The 16361-nt window shown below is 35.0% G+C and carries 12 protein-coding genes; 7 read left to right on the forward strand and 5 right to left on the reverse strand.

The window, feature by feature from the left end; genetic code table 11:
• Positions 1–21: 21 nt before the first annotated feature.
• The 4 genes from EG849_RS00245 to EG849_RS00260 form a co-directional block, all read right to left on the reverse strand.
• Positions 22–2832 carry a carboxypeptidase-like regulatory domain-containing protein gene (locus EG849_RS00245; protein WP_125011078.1) on the reverse strand — a complete coding sequence of 937 codons (2811 nt, stop codon included), beginning with the start codon at positions 2830–2832 and terminating at the stop codon, positions 22–24.
• Positions 2833–3065: 233 nt separating this feature from the next.
• Positions 3066–4910 carry a glutamine--fructose-6-phosphate transaminase (isomerizing) gene (gene glmS / locus EG849_RS00250; RefSeq protein ID WP_125011079.1) on the reverse strand — a complete coding sequence of 615 codons (1845 nt, stop codon included), beginning with the start codon at positions 4908–4910 and terminating at the stop codon, positions 3066–3068.
• 12 nt (positions 4911–4922) lie between these two features.
• On the reverse strand, positions 4923–6548 hold the full coding sequence (locus EG849_RS00255; protein WP_125011080.1) for a DUF4270 domain-containing protein: 1626 nt from the start codon (positions 6546–6548) through the stop codon (positions 4923–4925).
• Between the two features lie 21 nt (positions 6549–6569).
• Positions 6570–7376 carry a glycogen/starch synthase gene (locus EG849_RS00260; RefSeq protein WP_125011081.1) on the reverse strand — a complete coding sequence of 269 codons (807 nt, stop codon included), beginning with the start codon at positions 7374–7376 and terminating at the stop codon, positions 6570–6572.
• A 107-nt stretch (positions 7377–7483) separates the two neighbouring features.
• Here EG849_RS00260 and panC point away from each other — a divergent pair, with 107 nt between their 5' ends.
• From panC to EG849_RS00275, 3 genes are read left to right on the forward strand one after another with little or no spacing between them, the layout of a single operon-like run.
• The gene (gene panC / locus EG849_RS00265; RefSeq protein ID WP_125011082.1) at positions 7484–8332 is read left to right on the forward strand and encodes a pantoate--beta-alanine ligase; all 849 of its coding nucleotides are present in this window, start codon (positions 7484–7486) and stop codon (positions 8330–8332) included.
• Between the two features lie 20 nt (positions 8333–8352).
• The gene (panD, locus tag EG849_RS00270; RefSeq protein WP_125011083.1) at positions 8353–8703 is read left to right on the forward strand and encodes an aspartate 1-decarboxylase; all 351 of its coding nucleotides are present in this window, start codon (positions 8353–8355) and stop codon (positions 8701–8703) included.
• 7 nt (positions 8704–8710) lie between these two features.
• Positions 8711–9676, forward strand: coding sequence for a lysylphosphatidylglycerol synthase transmembrane domain-containing protein (locus EG849_RS00275; protein ID WP_125011084.1), 966 nt, complete (start codon positions 8711–8713; stop codon positions 9674–9676).
• 2 nt (positions 9677–9678) lie between these two features.
• On the opposite strand, the gene EG849_RS00280 is transcribed toward EG849_RS00275, so the two are convergent.
• Positions 9679–10134, reverse strand: coding sequence for a nuclear transport factor 2 family protein (locus EG849_RS00280; RefSeq protein WP_125011085.1), 456 nt, complete (start codon positions 10132–10134; stop codon positions 9679–9681).
• A gap of 127 nt (positions 10135–10261) precedes the next feature.
• Between EG849_RS00280 and EG849_RS00285 the strand changes: the two genes are divergently transcribed.
• From EG849_RS00285 to EG849_RS00300, 4 genes are all read left to right on the forward strand, one after another.
• Positions 10262–11404, forward strand: coding sequence for an alpha/beta hydrolase (locus EG849_RS00285; protein WP_125011086.1), 1143 nt, complete (start codon positions 10262–10264; stop codon positions 11402–11404).
• Positions 11405–11408: 4 nt separating this feature from the next.
• Positions 11409–12773, forward strand: a complete 1365-nt coding sequence (gene radA / locus EG849_RS00290; protein WP_125011087.1) for a DNA repair protein RadA — start codon at positions 11409–11411, stop codon at positions 12771–12773.
• A gap of 121 nt (positions 12774–12894) precedes the next feature.
• Positions 12895–15153 (forward strand): DUF2339 domain-containing protein, encoded by a 2259-nt coding sequence (locus EG849_RS00295; RefSeq protein ID WP_125011088.1) that lies wholly within the window; start codon positions 12895–12897, stop codon positions 15151–15153.
• Positions 15137–16357: a DUF3999 family protein gene (locus EG849_RS00300; RefSeq protein WP_148096048.1), complete on the forward strand. Its 1221-nt coding sequence runs from the start codon at positions 15137–15139 to the stop codon at positions 16355–16357. The genes EG849_RS00295 and EG849_RS00300 overlap by 17 nt, the downstream gene beginning before the upstream one ends.
• Positions 16358–16361 lie beyond the last annotated feature (4 nt).

A 16361-nucleotide genomic window follows, 5' to 3' on the forward strand; every position in this document is an offset into this window, starting at 1 on the left:
TTTATAATTTCTTAAAACGTCTTACGGATTAATGATCCAAGACACTAAATATTGCTGACCGATTCTTCCCGCACCAACCACTTGCAAATAATCATTTCCGAATAAATTTGAAGCACTTACTTTAAAAACAGACTTGATTGCAGGAACGGCATAGTTCATTTGTGCATCAAAAACAGTTACCGAAGGAATCATACCGTCAGCAAATGAAGATTGCCATAAATATTCATCACTCCATCGAGCGTTCAAGTTAAACCCGAAGTTTTCAAATAATTTTTGATTCCCAAAAGAGGCTTTCACCCTGTGTTTTGGAGTATTGAATCCTGCTATAAAAGAAGGATCTTTTGCTTGATCAAATTCAAATTGTGCGTGGTTGTAATTTACTCCTAATTCAAAATCTCCGGCTACTTTTTTAGACAATCCAATTCCGAACCCTAAAGAAGCTACGTCTTCTGTAGTATTTGTATAAACTTGATACACTCTTCTGTCACCATTCCCTAAAGCTTGAAGACCTCTTAAAACTTCTGGATTAGTCAAATCTGAACCAACAATTCCGTAGTAAGGAGTAATAACTCTTGAGGTACTCATGAAGTCAGTATAAATGTTATAATACGCATTCATATCTACAGATAGACCGTTCTCTAAAATCGCTTTATATCCTACTTCAAAAGCCTTAACTTGTTCTGGTTTAACCAATTTTATATTTACAATTTCAAGATCTGCAGGGTTTTGAGACAAGGCAAATCTACTTACCGAAGGAACAGAATACACATCGCTTAAATAAGCGCTTCTTCCAGACAAATCAACTGTTGGCGCATAACCAAGAGCTTGTCCGGCTGCACTCACATTCATGGTTTCTGTATAACGATCTAAGTTATCTTCAGCCGAACCGATCAAAGCAAAAGGACCTAAATCCAATCCGATATACTGATCTTGTGTCGTTGGATTTCTAAATCCGGTTTGGAACGATACTCTGAAATTATGATTTTTACGTTCGCCCGCAGAATAAACCAAGGAAACTCTTGGAGAAAACTGTCCCTCGAAGTTTTGAGATTTGTCATAACGAAGCGATCCTGTAAATTTCAATCTATCCTCCATAAATTTCTTTTGAGCTTGCGTATAAATACCATATTCATCATATTTAATAGCTCCGTCATAATCTGTGAAAATTGTACCTTCAGAATTCAATTCATAAGTTCTGAAAGACCCACCCACTTGAACTTCTACCACATCTGTTAATTCTTTAAAATTGTAATTTGCATCAGTGTGGTATAATTTTGAATGATCTATAAATCTTGCACCTTGAGTCAAGTCTGGATTTTGAATTACAGTTGCCAAAGCATTTTTAAACTCTGGTGATCCTGGCATAAATCTCGGCGAACCGACAGGTGTTGTAAATTGCGGAAGACCTGTTAAACCAGCTGGCAAAACATTGTAATCAGCGTATTGTCTTCCTATTGCCGCTTGTTGTTGCGCAGTTGTCGCTAGTCCAGTAGCTCCAGCAAGTTGGTAAGCTGTAGCGTAGTTTGTAAACCATTCTTGATCTGATTTCCAAGATCTGTTCACGTTCCAAGCAGCAAAACGCATGTCATAAGAATCTCCAGCATCTTCAGATGTCATGTACGCACGCACAAAAAAGTTTCTATTTTTAACTTCTACTTTTGTTTGCTGCATAATGAAATTTTCCAATCTATATCTATTTGCACCTTGATAAATTGTATTTCCCATACCCAATTTATGTTGTAAGATAATTTCAAAATCATCTTTCATTGGTTTAATATGGATTGAAAAATCGGCTTTTACACTTTCAATAGAATTATCATTGATGTCTTGTTCAAAATAACCTGTTCTACTAACTTGACCCACATTTGGAATAAAAGTAGTTACCTCATCTCCATAAATATTTAAACCGTCATAATTTTGATTTACATCATGTCCGATTCCGCCATTTGTCATACTTCTTTCATCACCCGCAACCCATTCTGTTGCTCTTAAGTAAGTAAAGTTTGCCTTAGCCGCTAAAACATCTGAAAAAGCGTGTGCAGCTCTAAACCCGAAATCATAATAATCATTTGTTCCTGCTAACTTTTGATTTGTTTTTCCATATCGCGCATAAACACTAATTCCTTGGTAATCAAATGGACTCTTACTGTTCATAAACAAAATTCCGTTGAAAGCGTTGGCTCCATACAATGCAGAAGACGCTCCAGGCAATAATTCCACGCTTTGCACATCTAATTCAGAAAGACCGATAAGATTTCCTAAAACAAAGTTCAATGCCGGAGAAGAATTATCCATTCCGTCCACTAATTGCAAGAAACGAGTGTTTGCTACGGTAGCAAAACCTCTTGTATTGATGGATTTGAAAGACAAACTGCTTGAGTTAAAATGAACTTCTTTTAAGTTTTCTAAACCATCATAAAATGTTGCGGAAGATGTATTTTTTACCTCTCTAATCCCCATTCTTTCAATGGTTACTGGAGATTCAAGAATTCTTTCGGGAGTTCTTGAAGCAGAAACAACGATTTCATCTAAGTTAACCTCTTGCTTAACTAAAGACGAAGTGATCTTTTCAGATAAGGAGGTGATTTCAATCGATTGCGAAGCAAAGCCAACGCTTGAAATTTCTACCGTAAAAGGAGGTTGTGATTCTGGATTCAAAGTAAAATTACCTCCAGCATCTGACAATGTTGAAGTTGACTCACCTTTAATTTTAATTGTTGCTCCAGGAAGAGGAAGTCCGCTATCATCGGTAACGGTTCCTGAAATTGAATTCTGTGCAATTGCGGTTATTCCACAGAAAAGCAAAGACAAAATGGTTAAATACAATCTCATGGTTTAATTTGTTAGTTTATTAATACCAAAGTACAAATTATTTTGATATTAATAAAAAAAGTCAGAAAATTTATAGTAATTATTACTAATTAAAGTTAATTTTTACACAATTCTTAGTTTAGATTTTCCGTCATCTCAATAAAATCAATACTATGCATGCATAGCAAGAAAAAGTAAAGGCATAAAAAAAGCGAGAAAAATTTCTCGCTTTTTAAAATATGTAAGTAATTTCGTTACTCTACAGTAACGGATTTTGCTAAATTTCTTGGCTGATCAACATTACAATCTCTAAAAACAGCGATGTGATAAGATAAAAGTTGCAACGGAATCGTAGTTAACAAGGGAGTCAAAGCCTCAATTGTATCTGGAATTTCAATCACGTGATCTGCCAAATCTCTTACTTGAGTATCTCCTTTTGTTACAATCGCAATAATTTTTCCGCTTCTTGACTTAATTTCTTGAATGTTACTTACCACTTTGTCATAATGTCCTTGTTTTGGAGCGATAACAACTACTGGCATTTTTTCATCAATCAATGCAATAGGCCCGTGTTTCATTTCTGCAGCAGGATAACCTTCAGCATGGATGTATGAAATCTCTTTTAATTTCAAAGCACCTTCTAATGCTACTGGAAAATTATAACCTCTACCTAAATAAAGACAGTTTGGAGCATCTTTATAGATTTCAGCAATCACTTTTGCAACATCATTCGTTTGCAAAGCTTCTTGGACCTTTTCAGGAATTATTTCTAATTCTTGTAAATATCTGTGGAAATCTGAATTTGACATCGTCCCTTTTGCTTTTGCAAGACGTAAAGAAATCAACGTCAAAATGGTAATTTGTGTTGTAAATGCTTTTGTTGAAGCTACACCAATCTCTGGTCCAGCGTGCGTGTAAGCACCTGCATGCGTTTCACGGGAAATGGAAGAGCCAACTACGTTACAGACTCCGAAAACAAAAGCACCTCTTTCTTTAGCCAATTTAATTGCCGCTAAAGTATCAGCCGTTTCTCCTGATTGAGAAATAGCAATTACGACGTCTTTTGGCCCGATGATTGGATTTCTGTATCTGAATTCAGAAGCATATTCTACTTCAACCGGAATTCTTGCAAATTCCTCAAAAATATATTCTGCTACTAATCCTGCATGCCATGAAGTACCGCAAGCTACGATAATGATTCTTTCTGCATTAAGGAATTTTTCAAGATTATCTTCAATCCCGGCCATCTGGATAATTCCTTTGTTGGCAAGAAGCCTTCCTCTATATGTATCTCTAATTACACTTGGCTGCTCGTAGATTTCTTTAAGCATAAAATGCTCATAGCCCCCTTTTTCAATTTGCTCCAAATTCATTTGAAGTTCTTGAATATATGGCGCTACCAAAGAATCATCTTTAATTTTTCTAACCTTAATTGATTTATTTCTTCTGACAATTGCCATTTCTTCATCTTCTAAATAAATAGCGTTTGAAGTGTATTCAATAAAAGGCGAAGCATCAGAAGCGATAAAAAATTCATCTTCTCCAATACCAATTGCCAATGGGCTTCCTAATCTTGCAGCAACGATTTCGTCAGGTTTTTTTGTGTCAAAAACACAAATCGCATAAGCGCCCACAACTTGGTTTAAAGCAACCTGAACCGCTTTTCCCAGTTTCAATTGATGCTTTTTCTGAACATCTTCAATCAAGTTTACCAATACTTCAGTATCAGTATCTGATTTAAATGTATACCCTCTTTTGATCAATTCTTGTTTTAATGGCTCATAATTTTCAATGATTCCGTTGTGAATTATTGCTAATTCTCCCGAATTTGAAACATGCGGATGTGAGTTCACATCATTTGGAACACCATGTGTTGCCCAACGTGTGTGCCCTATACCGATGAATCCATTTGTAGAAATCTCTTTCGCTTTTTCTTCAAGATCAGAAACCTTACCTTTAGTTTTGGCAACTTTCATGGATTCACCATCAAAAAGCATGATTCCAGCACTATCATATCCTCTATATTCTAATCTTTTTAATCCTTTGATGATGATAGGAAATGCTTCCCTATGACCAATATATCCAACAATACCACACATATATTTACTTTATTAGTTAGGTTTAGTAAATGTAATTTCTAATTTTATTCTTTTGTCTGCAGGGGTTGCACTTGTGCTTCCAGAAATGATAGTTCCCAGAGGACTCATTACTGATGTCAGCGGAATTTTCTTCGTCTGTTGTGTTGGTGGTACCTTAACTGACAAGTTTCCAATATTTGCAATAGTTTCTGTAACCGCAAGACCTAATCTCACATTTGTAGAATCTTTATAAATCAGATTCTTAACATGTTCTGTAATTCTCACTCTGTATTTTGTAGCCTTTCTATCCGAATCTCCTGAAGCTCCTGTTAATTGAGCAATACCATCGTGATAGGTTTTGGCATATTTAGGCTTCACTCTGTTTTCAGTTCCATCAAAAGAATAATCCAGCAGAGGTCGACTGTTATTGGCGTCATAAACATAAAGCCTATTTGGATCGATTGTATTTATCATATCCGTTTGCTCCACATTAAATACAAGGTTTGCTTCATTAATCAACCAATTGTTTGTAATCGCATTAACTCTTAATTCTTCTAAAGCAGCATTATCACCAGCAAATAAATCAATATAAGCTACAGAACCTTCTCCACCTTTTAAATATAATTTATCAATACCGTCTGCAATTTCATAATCATTGCTTTCAGGTGTTGCAGTGTGTTTCAAAAGACTAGCTGTATTTCCTTTTAAGTTTAAAACCAATGTTTTTTCAACTGTTCCATTCACAGTTTCAACACCATCAATAATGGTTGCCTTATCATCATCATAAGTCAATGTTATTGTTCCTTTAGAAAAATCAAGCATTGATAATGCACCTCCAGAAATTTCTTCAATTTGAAAATACAATCCTTTAAAGTGATTTTTGAAAATGTTATTGTTTACTAAATTAGAACTTGGTGTCGAAATTATTTTATTGTGAAAGAAATTTTTATTTAATTCCATTCTCATCTGTGGCGCTTCTTTAGTAGCAGCACCATCTTCAGTTGCAGCAGGAATTGATATCTCTGCAGGACTAAAAACAAATGCTGTGTTTTGGCCCACTGCTGATGCATTATTTAAAGGCAATCCTCCTGTCACAGAATTTCCTGAATCATCTGTTCCTCTTTTGGCAGCATCAAAAACAGCATCTTGATCAGAATAAAACTTTTGAGCTTGTAAGTTATTGTTTGGATCAAAATCTCTCATGTAATATCCATTCTCATAAACGCTAAGCTTCATTGTAGCGGTACGATCTCCATAAATAGAATCTAATTTATAAGTGGTTACTCCATCAGAATTCACATCTTCCACATGACTGAAATAAGGAACTTTTAAGATTACCGTTTTCAATCGCTCTATTGGCACATTCTTAAAAACAGGGTTTTCAGTAGCCAATTCTAATTGCGTTACAAAATTTGCTGTAGTCTTACCAAATTTACCATTTGAAAAAATACCAAGTGGATTTACAGGAAGATTTGTTGTTTCCACAACACCCGTTTTTATAGAAAAAGCATTTACATCAACAAATTCTTTCTCAAAATCAGAATGATCATCACCTACGATATCACTTCCAATACCATCAAAGTCTTTGTCACAGGAAGCCAAAAAAGCAAATCCAACAAAAAACAATGTGAACTTCTTTAAAATAGAACTATTTAGCATAGATTTTTTTATGTAATTTTTTTATAAAACTTGATTTTTATAGAAATCAGTATAAGCTTCTGCAAACTTATCTTTAGCAGCGAAAGGTAAAAAAGGTTTTCCCGATGATTCTATAAATTTTGTTAAATCTGATGGAAGGTCGTGAGAGCCAACAATCACTGCATCTGAATGCATAATTGAAGTTTTCATGATGTTTTCATAATTAGGCGTAGCCAACAACTCAATCGATTCTTTTGGAACACCATCAAAAGCTACTTTTTTCATCATTTCCATATCCAGATTTCCTTCAAAACCTGAGGTATAAACTGAGGTCACAATTTTTGTATCAGAAAACAGCGCCTCATCTTTATAAAAATGTTTCATGTAAACCGGAAGCATTCCTGCCAACCAACCGTGCACGTGGATAATATCTGGAACCCAATTTAATTTTTTAACTGTTTCCACCACTCCTTTTGCAAAGAAAATCGCTCTTTCGTCGTTATCAGGGTACAAAACACCTTCTTCGTCAGTAAAAGTTGCTTTGCGCTTAAAATACTCGTCATTATCAATAAAGTAAACCTGAATTCGCTCTTTTGGAATGGATGCCACTTTGATAATCAGCGGCATATCTAAATCATTTACAACCAAATTCATCCCTGAAAGACGAATAACCTCGTGCAATTGATGTCTTCTCTCATTAATATTCCCATATCTCGGCATGAAAATTCTAATTTGTCCTCCCTGGTCATTGATCATCTTTGGAACGTCATATGACATATTAGATACTTCATTTTCAGCCAAGTAAGGTACTACCTCAGATGATACATACAATATCCTCTTATCCTCCATATTATTTTGAACTTTATTTATTGCCTATAAAAAACACGCAAAATTACAAAAATTTATGCAGTTATTAACAAAAATGGTAAGTTTGCACTCAATTTAATCATTTGCAGATGCTCATTTTCAACAGACAAGAAGAACTAAAGAACCATTTGAAGTCAGTTTCTGGCCCAAACACAACAATCGGATTCGTACCCACAATGGGAGCTTTGCACAAAGGCCATTTGTCGCTGATCAAGAATTCTTTAACAGATAATCAAATTACCATTGTCAGCATTTTTGTAAATCCAACGCAGTTTAACAATGCTGAAGATTTAGAAAAATACCCAAGAACGATAGAAATAGATACCGAAAAAATTGAAGCCGTAAGCAAAGAGGTCATTATTTTTGCACCAAGCGTAGAAGATATTTACCAAGGAAATACCGTTTCCGCTTCGTTTAATTTTGACGGATTGGAAAACCAAATGGAAGGCGCCCACCGGCCTGGCCATTTTGACGGAGTGGGAACCATTGTCAAGCGTCTTTTTGAAATTGCAAATCCAACCAATGCTTACTTTGGAGAAAAAGATTTCCAGCAGTTGCAGATTGTCAAAAAAATGGTCAAAAAGCATCATTTGTCCGTAAACGTAATCGGCTGTCCCATTTTTAGAGAAGAAAACGGATTGGCAATGAGCTCCAGAAACGAAAGGCTTTCGCTTAAAGCCAGAGAAGATGCCGCATTGATTTACAAGACATTAAAGACTGCCAAGGAAAAATTTGGCACGAATTCTGCGAAAGAAGTTAGTGAATATGTAGAAAATGTTTTCAAGCAAAATGCGGAGTTCAAATTAGAATATTTTGAGATTGCCGATGAAGAAGAATTAATTTCTTCAGCTGAAAACAAAAAAGATAAAAAATACCGCGCTTTTATAGCTGTTTTTATTAACAATATCCGTTTGATAGATAATATCGCACTAAATTAAAAAATAATTACCTTTGCCCCATGCAAATTCAAGTTGTTAAGTCCAAGATTCACCGCGTAACGGTAACTGGAGCAGATTTAAACTATATCGGAAGCATCACTATTGACGAAGCGTTGATGGAAGCATCCAACATAGTAGAAGGAGAAAAAGTTTCAATTGTAAATATCAATAATGGCGCCCGTTTAGAGACGTATGCCATTAAAGGAAACAGAAACAGCGGCGACATTACTTTAAATGGCCCTGCGGCAAGAATGGTTCAAAAAGGCGACATCATCATCATCATTTCTTATGGAATACTTGATTTTGAAGAAGCAAAAACATTCAAGCCAACATTGGTTTTCCCAAATGAAAAAGACAACACTTTAACGTAAGCGTCTTTTGAAAAAAAAAATAAGCAAAGCATTATCGATAGCGCTCCCAATTCTGTTGGGAGTTTTTTTGACCATCTACACTTACAATTCATTTACGCCAGCACAATTGGAAGAAATGAAAAGCTATTTCGTCAATGCTGATTACACCTATATTTTTATCGCCTTAATTTTCGGATTCATCAGTCACGCCGCCCGTGCGTATCGCTGGAAATTCATGTTGGAACACATGGGATACAATTCTCCGTTCAAAAATAACTTCATGGCGGTTTGGATTGCTTATTTTATGAACATGACCATCCCAAGATCGGGGGAGGTTTCAAGAGCCTTGGTCTTAAAAAAATACGAAGACATTCCTTTTGACAAGGCTTTCGGAAGCATTATTGCAGAAAGAGTTGTTGATTTCATGATCCTTTTGGCATTTATCGCCACCGCTGTGCTATTGCAATTTGACGTTTTAAAAACGTTTCTATTGTCCACAATTCCAGTAGAAAAACTGTTGGTTTATGGTGTTGTTGCCCTAGTCATTTTCATCAGTTCAATCTTGATTTTTATGTATTCAAAATCAAAATGGATTCTAATGGTCAAGGTGAAAATTTCTGGATTGACAGAAGGTCTTTTGAGCGTGTGGAAAATGGAAAAAAAATGGCCGTTTATCTTTCACACCGCCGTGATTTGGGTTTGTTACGTACTTACTTTTTACTCCGCTATTTTTGCTTTGGAAGAAACTAGCGAAATCAGTTTTGGCATAGTGGTAACTGCTTTCGTTATCGGAAGTTTGGCTATTTCATTTTCCAACGGAGGTTTTGGAGTTTTCCCCGTAGTAATCGCCGGAATATTAGCTTTGTACGGAATTCCAAAGGAAGCTGGAACCGCTTTTGGATGGATTATCTGGACATCACAAACCATCCAAATCATAATTCTTGGCGGATTGTCTTTCTTGTTGCTACCCATTTTAAACCGAAAAAAGCAATAATATTATTCTGGTTTTTCTTTTAATTCAATCGCTTGTCGGCTCCAGAGGCGCCAAGATTTCCCTTTTTTGATCCAAATTTCCAATAGCGAAAGCGTCATTTCAAAATCATAAACTTTATAGATTCCAGCAACTTTTACTTTTCGGCGAAGGCTGACTGTTTTTTTATTTCGTTTAAATTCGGAAAGATCGGTTTGTTCAATTGATTTATAGCTGACTTTTTTAGATTCAAAATCTTTCTTGAAATCGTCAAAATTCTGAACCCAACCGTTAGAATGCCCAAAAGAAACATCTTCTGAGACCAATTCTAAAATCTTCGAATCGTTATTTTGCATGTAAAAATCAAGAAGCCGCATATTCTCTCTAAGTTTTGGCTCGTTTTTTAATTCAGAAAATGCTTTATTTTCTTGGGCACTTATGGAAAGAGAAAATAGGAAGAAAAGAATGGGATACAATTTCATTTTTGTCAGCTGTTAATAATTGCGAAGATATTGAAAAACCATATTTCTCAATAGAAAAATAAATCAGTATCTTGCTTTCCTAAATCAGAAGAAATTTCGAAAGAGATCAACTAACCAAACCTCCAAAATGAAAAAACTATTACTCCTTACCTTTTCATTGTTTTCACTGAGCTTATTTGCCCAAAAGACCACTGAAATTGTCAAATCAGAAAAGCTAAATGGCTCACGACAGATCACGATTTCATTACCTCCAAATTATGAAAAAGAATCGGAAAGAAAATTCCCTTTGATGATTGTTTTGGATGGAGAATATCTTTTTGATGCATTTGCGGGCGCACTTTCTTACGCGAATTATTGGGATGATTTGCCTCCGGTAATCATTGTAGCCATCAATCAAAATGCAAATGGAGAGCGTTTTGCAGACAGCCAGTTTGACAAAGAATCAGGACTTCCTGAAGAAGGCGGTTCTCGTTTTTATGAATTTATTGGTTCAGAATTGATTCCTTCTTTAGAAAAAAAATACAGAATCGCTCCTTTCAGGATAATCGCCGGTCACGACACTACCGCTGGATTTTTGAATTTTTATTTATACAAGGACCAGCCAATTTTTAACGCTTATATTTCTTTAAGTCCAGAATTTGCTCCAGAAATGGAAACGCGAATTGCTGATAGACTTGCTGTTGCCAAACAGCCTCTTTTTTACTATCAAGCCACTGCCGATGGTGATTTGAAAAGAATGCAGAAGAAAATTCAGGAATTGGACCAAAACATCAAAAACAAATTGAATCCGAATGTGAATTATCGTTTTGATGAATTTAAAAATGCAACGCATTATTCCTTAGTTTTGCAAGCCGTTCCAAATGCTTTGTACCAAATTTTCACCGCTTACCAACCTATTTCTTCTTCTGAATTTCAAGATAAAATTGCAAAACTGCCAAGCGGTTATGTTGATTATTTAGCTAATAAATATACCATTATAGAAAAATCCCTAGGCATAAAAATGCCAATAAGAGTAAATGATTTCAAAGCAATTGAAGCGGCAATATTAAAAAACAAGGCCTATGCTGAATTTGAAAAATTAGCGGATTTAGCGAAAAAAAGTTATCCAAAAGCGATGCTTGCAGATTATGAATTAGGAATGATGTACGAGCACACGGGCGATTTTAAAAAAGCATTTAAATCCTACCAAAATGCCTATACAAAAAATGAAATCGGAGATTTAACCAAAGATATGATGCTTGAAAAAGCAGACGAAATGAAGACGAAATAAGTATATGTCGAAAGTAAAAACAACTTTTTTCTGCCAAAATTGTGGCGCACAATATTCAAAATGGCAAGGCCAATGCAATTCGTGCAAAGAATGGAACACGATTGCCGAAGAAATAATCCAAAAAGAAGACAAAAAAGACTGGAAAACAGCCAGTTCACCTGATTCAAAAAGAGTCACCAAACCCTTAAAAATCCACGAGATTGACAGCACCGAAGAAATTCGCATGGACACACGCGATGGCGAACTAAATCGTGTCTTGGGTGGCGGCATCGTGCCTGGCTCCTTAATACTTTTAGGCGGAGAACCAGGTATTGGAAAAAGTACGCTTTTACTCCAAATCTCATTAAAATTACCATACCGCACCTTATATGTTTCGGGCGAAGAAAGCCAAAAACAGATAAAAATGCGTGCCGAAAGAATCAATCCGTTAAGTGACAATTGCTATATTTTGACGGAAACTAAAACGCAAAATATCTTTAAGCAGATTGAGGCGATTGAACCCGAAATCGTGATTATCGATTCGATCCAAACGCTTCATACCGATTATATTGAATCTACTGCCGGAAGCATTTCGCAAATCAGGGAAACAACGGCCGAACTGATAAAATTTGCCAAAGAAACCAATATTCCGGTGATTTTAATCGGACATATTACCAAAGACGGAAACATCGCCGGACCAAAGATTTTAGAACATATGGTGGATACCGTTTTGCAGTTTGAAGGCGATAGAAATCACATTTACAGAATTCTTCGTTCGTTGAAAAACCGTTTTGGTTCTACCGCAGAATTAGGAATTTATGAAATGCAAGGAACGGGTTTGAGAGAAGTTTCAAATCCATCAGAAATATTGATTTCTCACAAAGAAGAAGAACTTTCAGGAACCGCAATCGCCACCACGATGGAAGGAATGCGCCCGATTATGATTGAAATTCAAGCTTTGGTGTCCACCGCAGTTTATGGAACGCCACAGCGAAGCACGACTGGTTACAACGCAAAAAGACTGAATATGATTTTGGCTGTTTTGGAGAAAAGAGCCGGATTCAGACTGGGTGCCAAAGATGTTTTCCTGAACATTACCGGAGGAATTTCTGTGGATGATCCCGCAATTGACTTGGCAGTCGTAGCGTCGATTCTTTCATCCAACGAAGACATTGCAGTAGGAAAAGATTTTTGTTTTGCCGGTGAAGTTGGGCTTTCTGGAGAAATTCGGCCTGTAAATCGTGTGGACCAAAGAATTCAGGAAGCAGAAAAATTAGGTTTTTCAACCATTTTTGTTTCGAAATACAATAAAATTACGTTGAAAAATACGTTTATAAAAATACGCCTGGTTTCTAAAATTGAAGATGTCGCTGCAGAATTATTTGGATAAAATTTATAGTATTTGGCTTTAGCTGCAATTGCCATATTGCCGCTAAAGCCAATTCAATTTCGCATCAAATTTTTACTTCAAACACCTTTTTTGTATATCTTTAACTACAAAAATTCTGTTTATGCCTGACCAAGACAAAATAAATCTGCTTCATCAAAAACTCGATTTCCTTATCAAAAGGCAAGACAGTTTTCAGAAAGAAATTGCTGAAATTCGCAATGAAATTCGATTATTTCAGAACGATGAATCCTCGATTTCAAAAACGCCAGAAACCATTTCTTTTAATCCAGAAAAACCTGCTGAAGTCAAACCTGTTTTGCAAAGAGAAACCGTTGTTTTTTCAAAACCCATAAGCCCGAAATCAGAACCAAGAATTCAAAAACCATCCAATTGGGAGAAATTTATTGGTGAAAACTTAATCAATAAAATCGGAGTTTTAATTCTGATAATTGGTGTCGGAATTGGAGCAAAATATGCCATCGACAACGAATTGATAAGTCCTTTGACCCGAATTATTTTAGGCTATTTCGTCGGTTTAGGATTACTGGCTTTTGCTTTAAAACTGAAGCCTAAATTTGAAAGTTTCAGCGCCGTTTTATTGAGCGGTTCAATGGCAATTATGTATTTCATTACCTTTCTCGCCTACAGTTTATACGGCTTGATGCCACAAACCTTGACGTTCGGCATCATGGTAATTCTCACGATTTTCACCGTTTTTGCCTCCTTAAAATACAATCAGCAAGTCATTTCCATTATAGGTTTGGTCGGTGCTTACGCCGTTCCGTTTTTATTGAGCGACGGTTCTGGAAAAGTGCTGGTTTTGTTTTGCTACATGTCGATAATCAACATCGGAATTTTGATTATTGCTTTCAAAAAATACTGGCGCTTATTAAACGTAATTTCCTTTGTGGCGACTTGGCTCATATTCTGTTCTTGGTATTTTACAAGCTTTGTTCCCGATGCACATTTTAAAATTGCATTAATCTTTTTATTCGTTTTCTTCACGCTATTTTACACCGCATTTTTAGCTTTTAAATTAATTAAAAAAGAAAATTACGAAGCAAAAGACATCTTTTCAGTGCTTTCAAATTCGTTTGTTTTCTATGGCTTGGGAATCGCAATTTTAAACGAACATCCAGTCGCTTCGCATTATTTTGGGTTATTTACTTTGCTGAATGCCATCATCCATTTTATTGTAAGCGCGATTATTTACAAGAAAAAACTCGCTGACAAAAGCTTATTTTATTTGATTATAGGATTGGTTTTGACATTCATCACGTTGGCAATCCCAGTGCAATTAAACGGAAAATGGGTCACTTTGGCTTGGGCTTTCCAAGGAATGTTACTCTATTATTTGGGACGAAGCAAGAACGTTTTATTGTATGAAAAACTTTCTTATGTCGTGCTATTTTTGGCTCTAGCAAGCTTGCTCGAAGATTGGTCTCATTATAACAATGAAACGCCAATTTTAAACGCTCAATTCCTGAATTCGATTTTATTTTTGGTCGCTTTTGGAATTACTATTTATTTCCAAAGAAAATTAAAACGCGAAGGAATTGCTCCCAAAAATACGTTGGTAAATTTTATGAATCACTTCATTCCGGCAGTTTTTGTTTTGGTTTTATACAATGCAATTCGAATGGAAATTACCAATTATTGGGATTTAAAAATCTTTAAACACAAAGCCTATTTCTCTGAATATTATAATTATAGAGATATTTGGGTTTTAAATTTCACGCTTTTATATCTTTCTATTTTGTTTTTTTCCGTAGAAAAGAAAGTAAAAAACAAGTTTTTAGAAATCAGCATTTTATCACTTTCGGGTGTTGCTATTTTAGTCTTTTTAACTTCGGGATTATATACGCAAAGCGATTTAATTTACAGTTTTTACAATCTAGATGCAAATTCAATTTTTAGCACCGGAATTTTTGCCGTTGCAATTCACTATATTTCGTTGGCTTTCTTGGCGGTTTTGATTCGTAGAATTTATATTTATTTCCAAAATAATTTAGACAAAAACCGACATCTTTTTGAAATCGCCTTCGCCATTTTAATAATATGGATTATAAGTGCCGAAATGCTGATTTGGATTCACGCCAACAATTCTTGGACAAATAGCAAACTTGGATTAAGCATTTTATGGGGCGTTTTATCATTGCTTTTAATAAGTTATGGCATCTGGAAAAACAGGAAACATTTGCGTTTGCTGGCGATAATTTTATTCGCAATCACGCTTATAAAACTGTTTCTTTATGACATTGCAACGATGAATACAATCAGAAAAACTATTGTTTTTGTATTACTCGGAATCTTGCTTTTGATCATATCCTTTATGTACAACAAATACAAACACATGCTTCTTGATGACGATAAAAAATAAAATATTCAGAGTATTTTTGCTTCTTTTAAGCTTTTCTTCTTTTGCGCAAACAGAAGATTTTAAGTTCAAAAGAAAAATAGAAAATACCACAGAAACGTGGCATAAAATTATTTTGCCCGAAAGTGATTTCTCCAAATTAAAAAGTGATTTTTCAGACATTAGAATTTTTGAAAGTAAATCAAAAACCGAAGCGCCTTATATTCTAAAATGTTCTGCAGGCAGGATTTCTCAAGTTGAAATTCCGTTTCAAATGATTAATGTTTCGAATAAAAACTCGGAGTATTTTTACACTTTTGAACTTTCAGAAAACAAACAAATCAACCAAATAAAATTAGATTTTGAACAGCACAATTTTGATTGGAAAATTGATTTAGAAGCCAGCAATAATCAATCAGAATGGTTTTCAATTCTAAAAAATTACCGAATACTTGCGATCAAAAATAACCAAACCGATTATCAGTTTACACAAGTTGATTTCCCGGATTCAAAGTATAAATTCTATCGTTTAAAAATCAAGGCAAATGAACAGCCAAAACTATCTGGAGCAAAGATTTGGCAACAAAAAAACAATGCCGAAAATCTAAAAATTTCTGCGATAAAAAGCATCAAAAAAGCAATTGATTCAAAGCAAAAACTTTCGATAATTGACATTGAGTTGGTGAATAAAATTCCGGTTTCTCAATTGAATATTGAAGTAACAAGTTCGTTTGATTATTACCGGCCACTAAAAATTGAAGCTTTAAAAGATAGTGTCCAAACCGAAAAAGGCTGGCATTTTAATTATGAAATTGTATCGCAAGAAACCTTGAGTTCCTTAGATAAAAATAGTTTTTCTCTTGGGAATTCATTGGCTAAAAAACTAAGAATCACGATAGAAAACGAAAACAACCAGCCTTTAGAAATTAACAGTGTAACTGTCAAAAACCCGATTTATTATTTACTCGCAAGATTTACTAAAAAAGGCAATTACGATTTATTTTATGGAAATAATAAAGCTTCTAAACTGAGTTATGATATTGAAAATTTTCAAGAAAACATTCCTAAAAACATTACTGAAGTTACACTTTCAAAAGAAGAAATCAATCCTGATTTTAAGAATGTTACCCAATCGCCATTGTTTGAAAATAAAATTTGGCTTTGGGCGTTAATGGGAATAATAATTATTGTTATAGGTTATTTTTCGCTAAAAATGTTGCGGGAATAGTCTG

This window comes from Flavobacterium macacae (assembly GCF_003865365.1).
Classification (GTDB): Bacteria; Bacteroidota; Bacteroidia; order Flavobacteriales; family Flavobacteriaceae; genus Flavobacterium; species Flavobacterium macacae.

Coding starts and splice junctions, on each gene's coding strand:
- glmS (WP_125011079.1), bottom strand. CDS start 4,910: ATGTGTGGTATTGTTGGATATATTGGTCATAGGGAAGCATTTCCTATC.
- EG849_RS00245 (WP_125011078.1), bottom strand. CDS start 2,832: ATGAGATTGTATTTAACCATTTTGTCTTTGCTTTTCTGTGGAATAACC.
- EG849_RS00295 (WP_125011088.1), top strand. CDS start 12,895: ATGCCTGACCAAGACAAAATAAATCTGCTTCATCAAAAACTCGATTTC.
- EG849_RS00255 (WP_125011080.1), bottom strand. CDS start 6,548: ATGCTAAATAGTTCTATTTTAAAGAAGTTCACATTGTTTTTTGTTGGA.
- EG849_RS00260 (WP_125011081.1), bottom strand. CDS start 7,376: ATGGAGGATAAGAGGATATTGTATGTATCATCTGAGGTAGTACCTTAC.
- radA (WP_125011087.1), top strand. CDS start 11,409: ATGTCGAAAGTAAAAACAACTTTTTTCTGCCAAAATTGTGGCGCACAA.
- EG849_RS00280 (WP_125011085.1), bottom strand. CDS start 10,134: ATGAAATTGTATCCCATTCTTTTCTTCCTATTTTCTCTTTCCATAAGT.
- panC (WP_125011082.1), top strand. CDS start 7,484: ATGCTCATTTTCAACAGACAAGAAGAACTAAAGAACCATTTGAAGTCA.
- panD (WP_125011083.1), top strand. CDS start 8,353: ATGCAAATTCAAGTTGTTAAGTCCAAGATTCACCGCGTAACGGTAACT.
- EG849_RS00300 (WP_148096048.1), top strand. CDS start 15,137: ATGACGATAAAAAATAAAATATTCAGAGTATTTTTGCTTCTTTTAAGC.
- EG849_RS00285 (WP_125011086.1), top strand. CDS start 10,262: ATGAAAAAACTATTACTCCTTACCTTTTCATTGTTTTCACTGAGCTTA.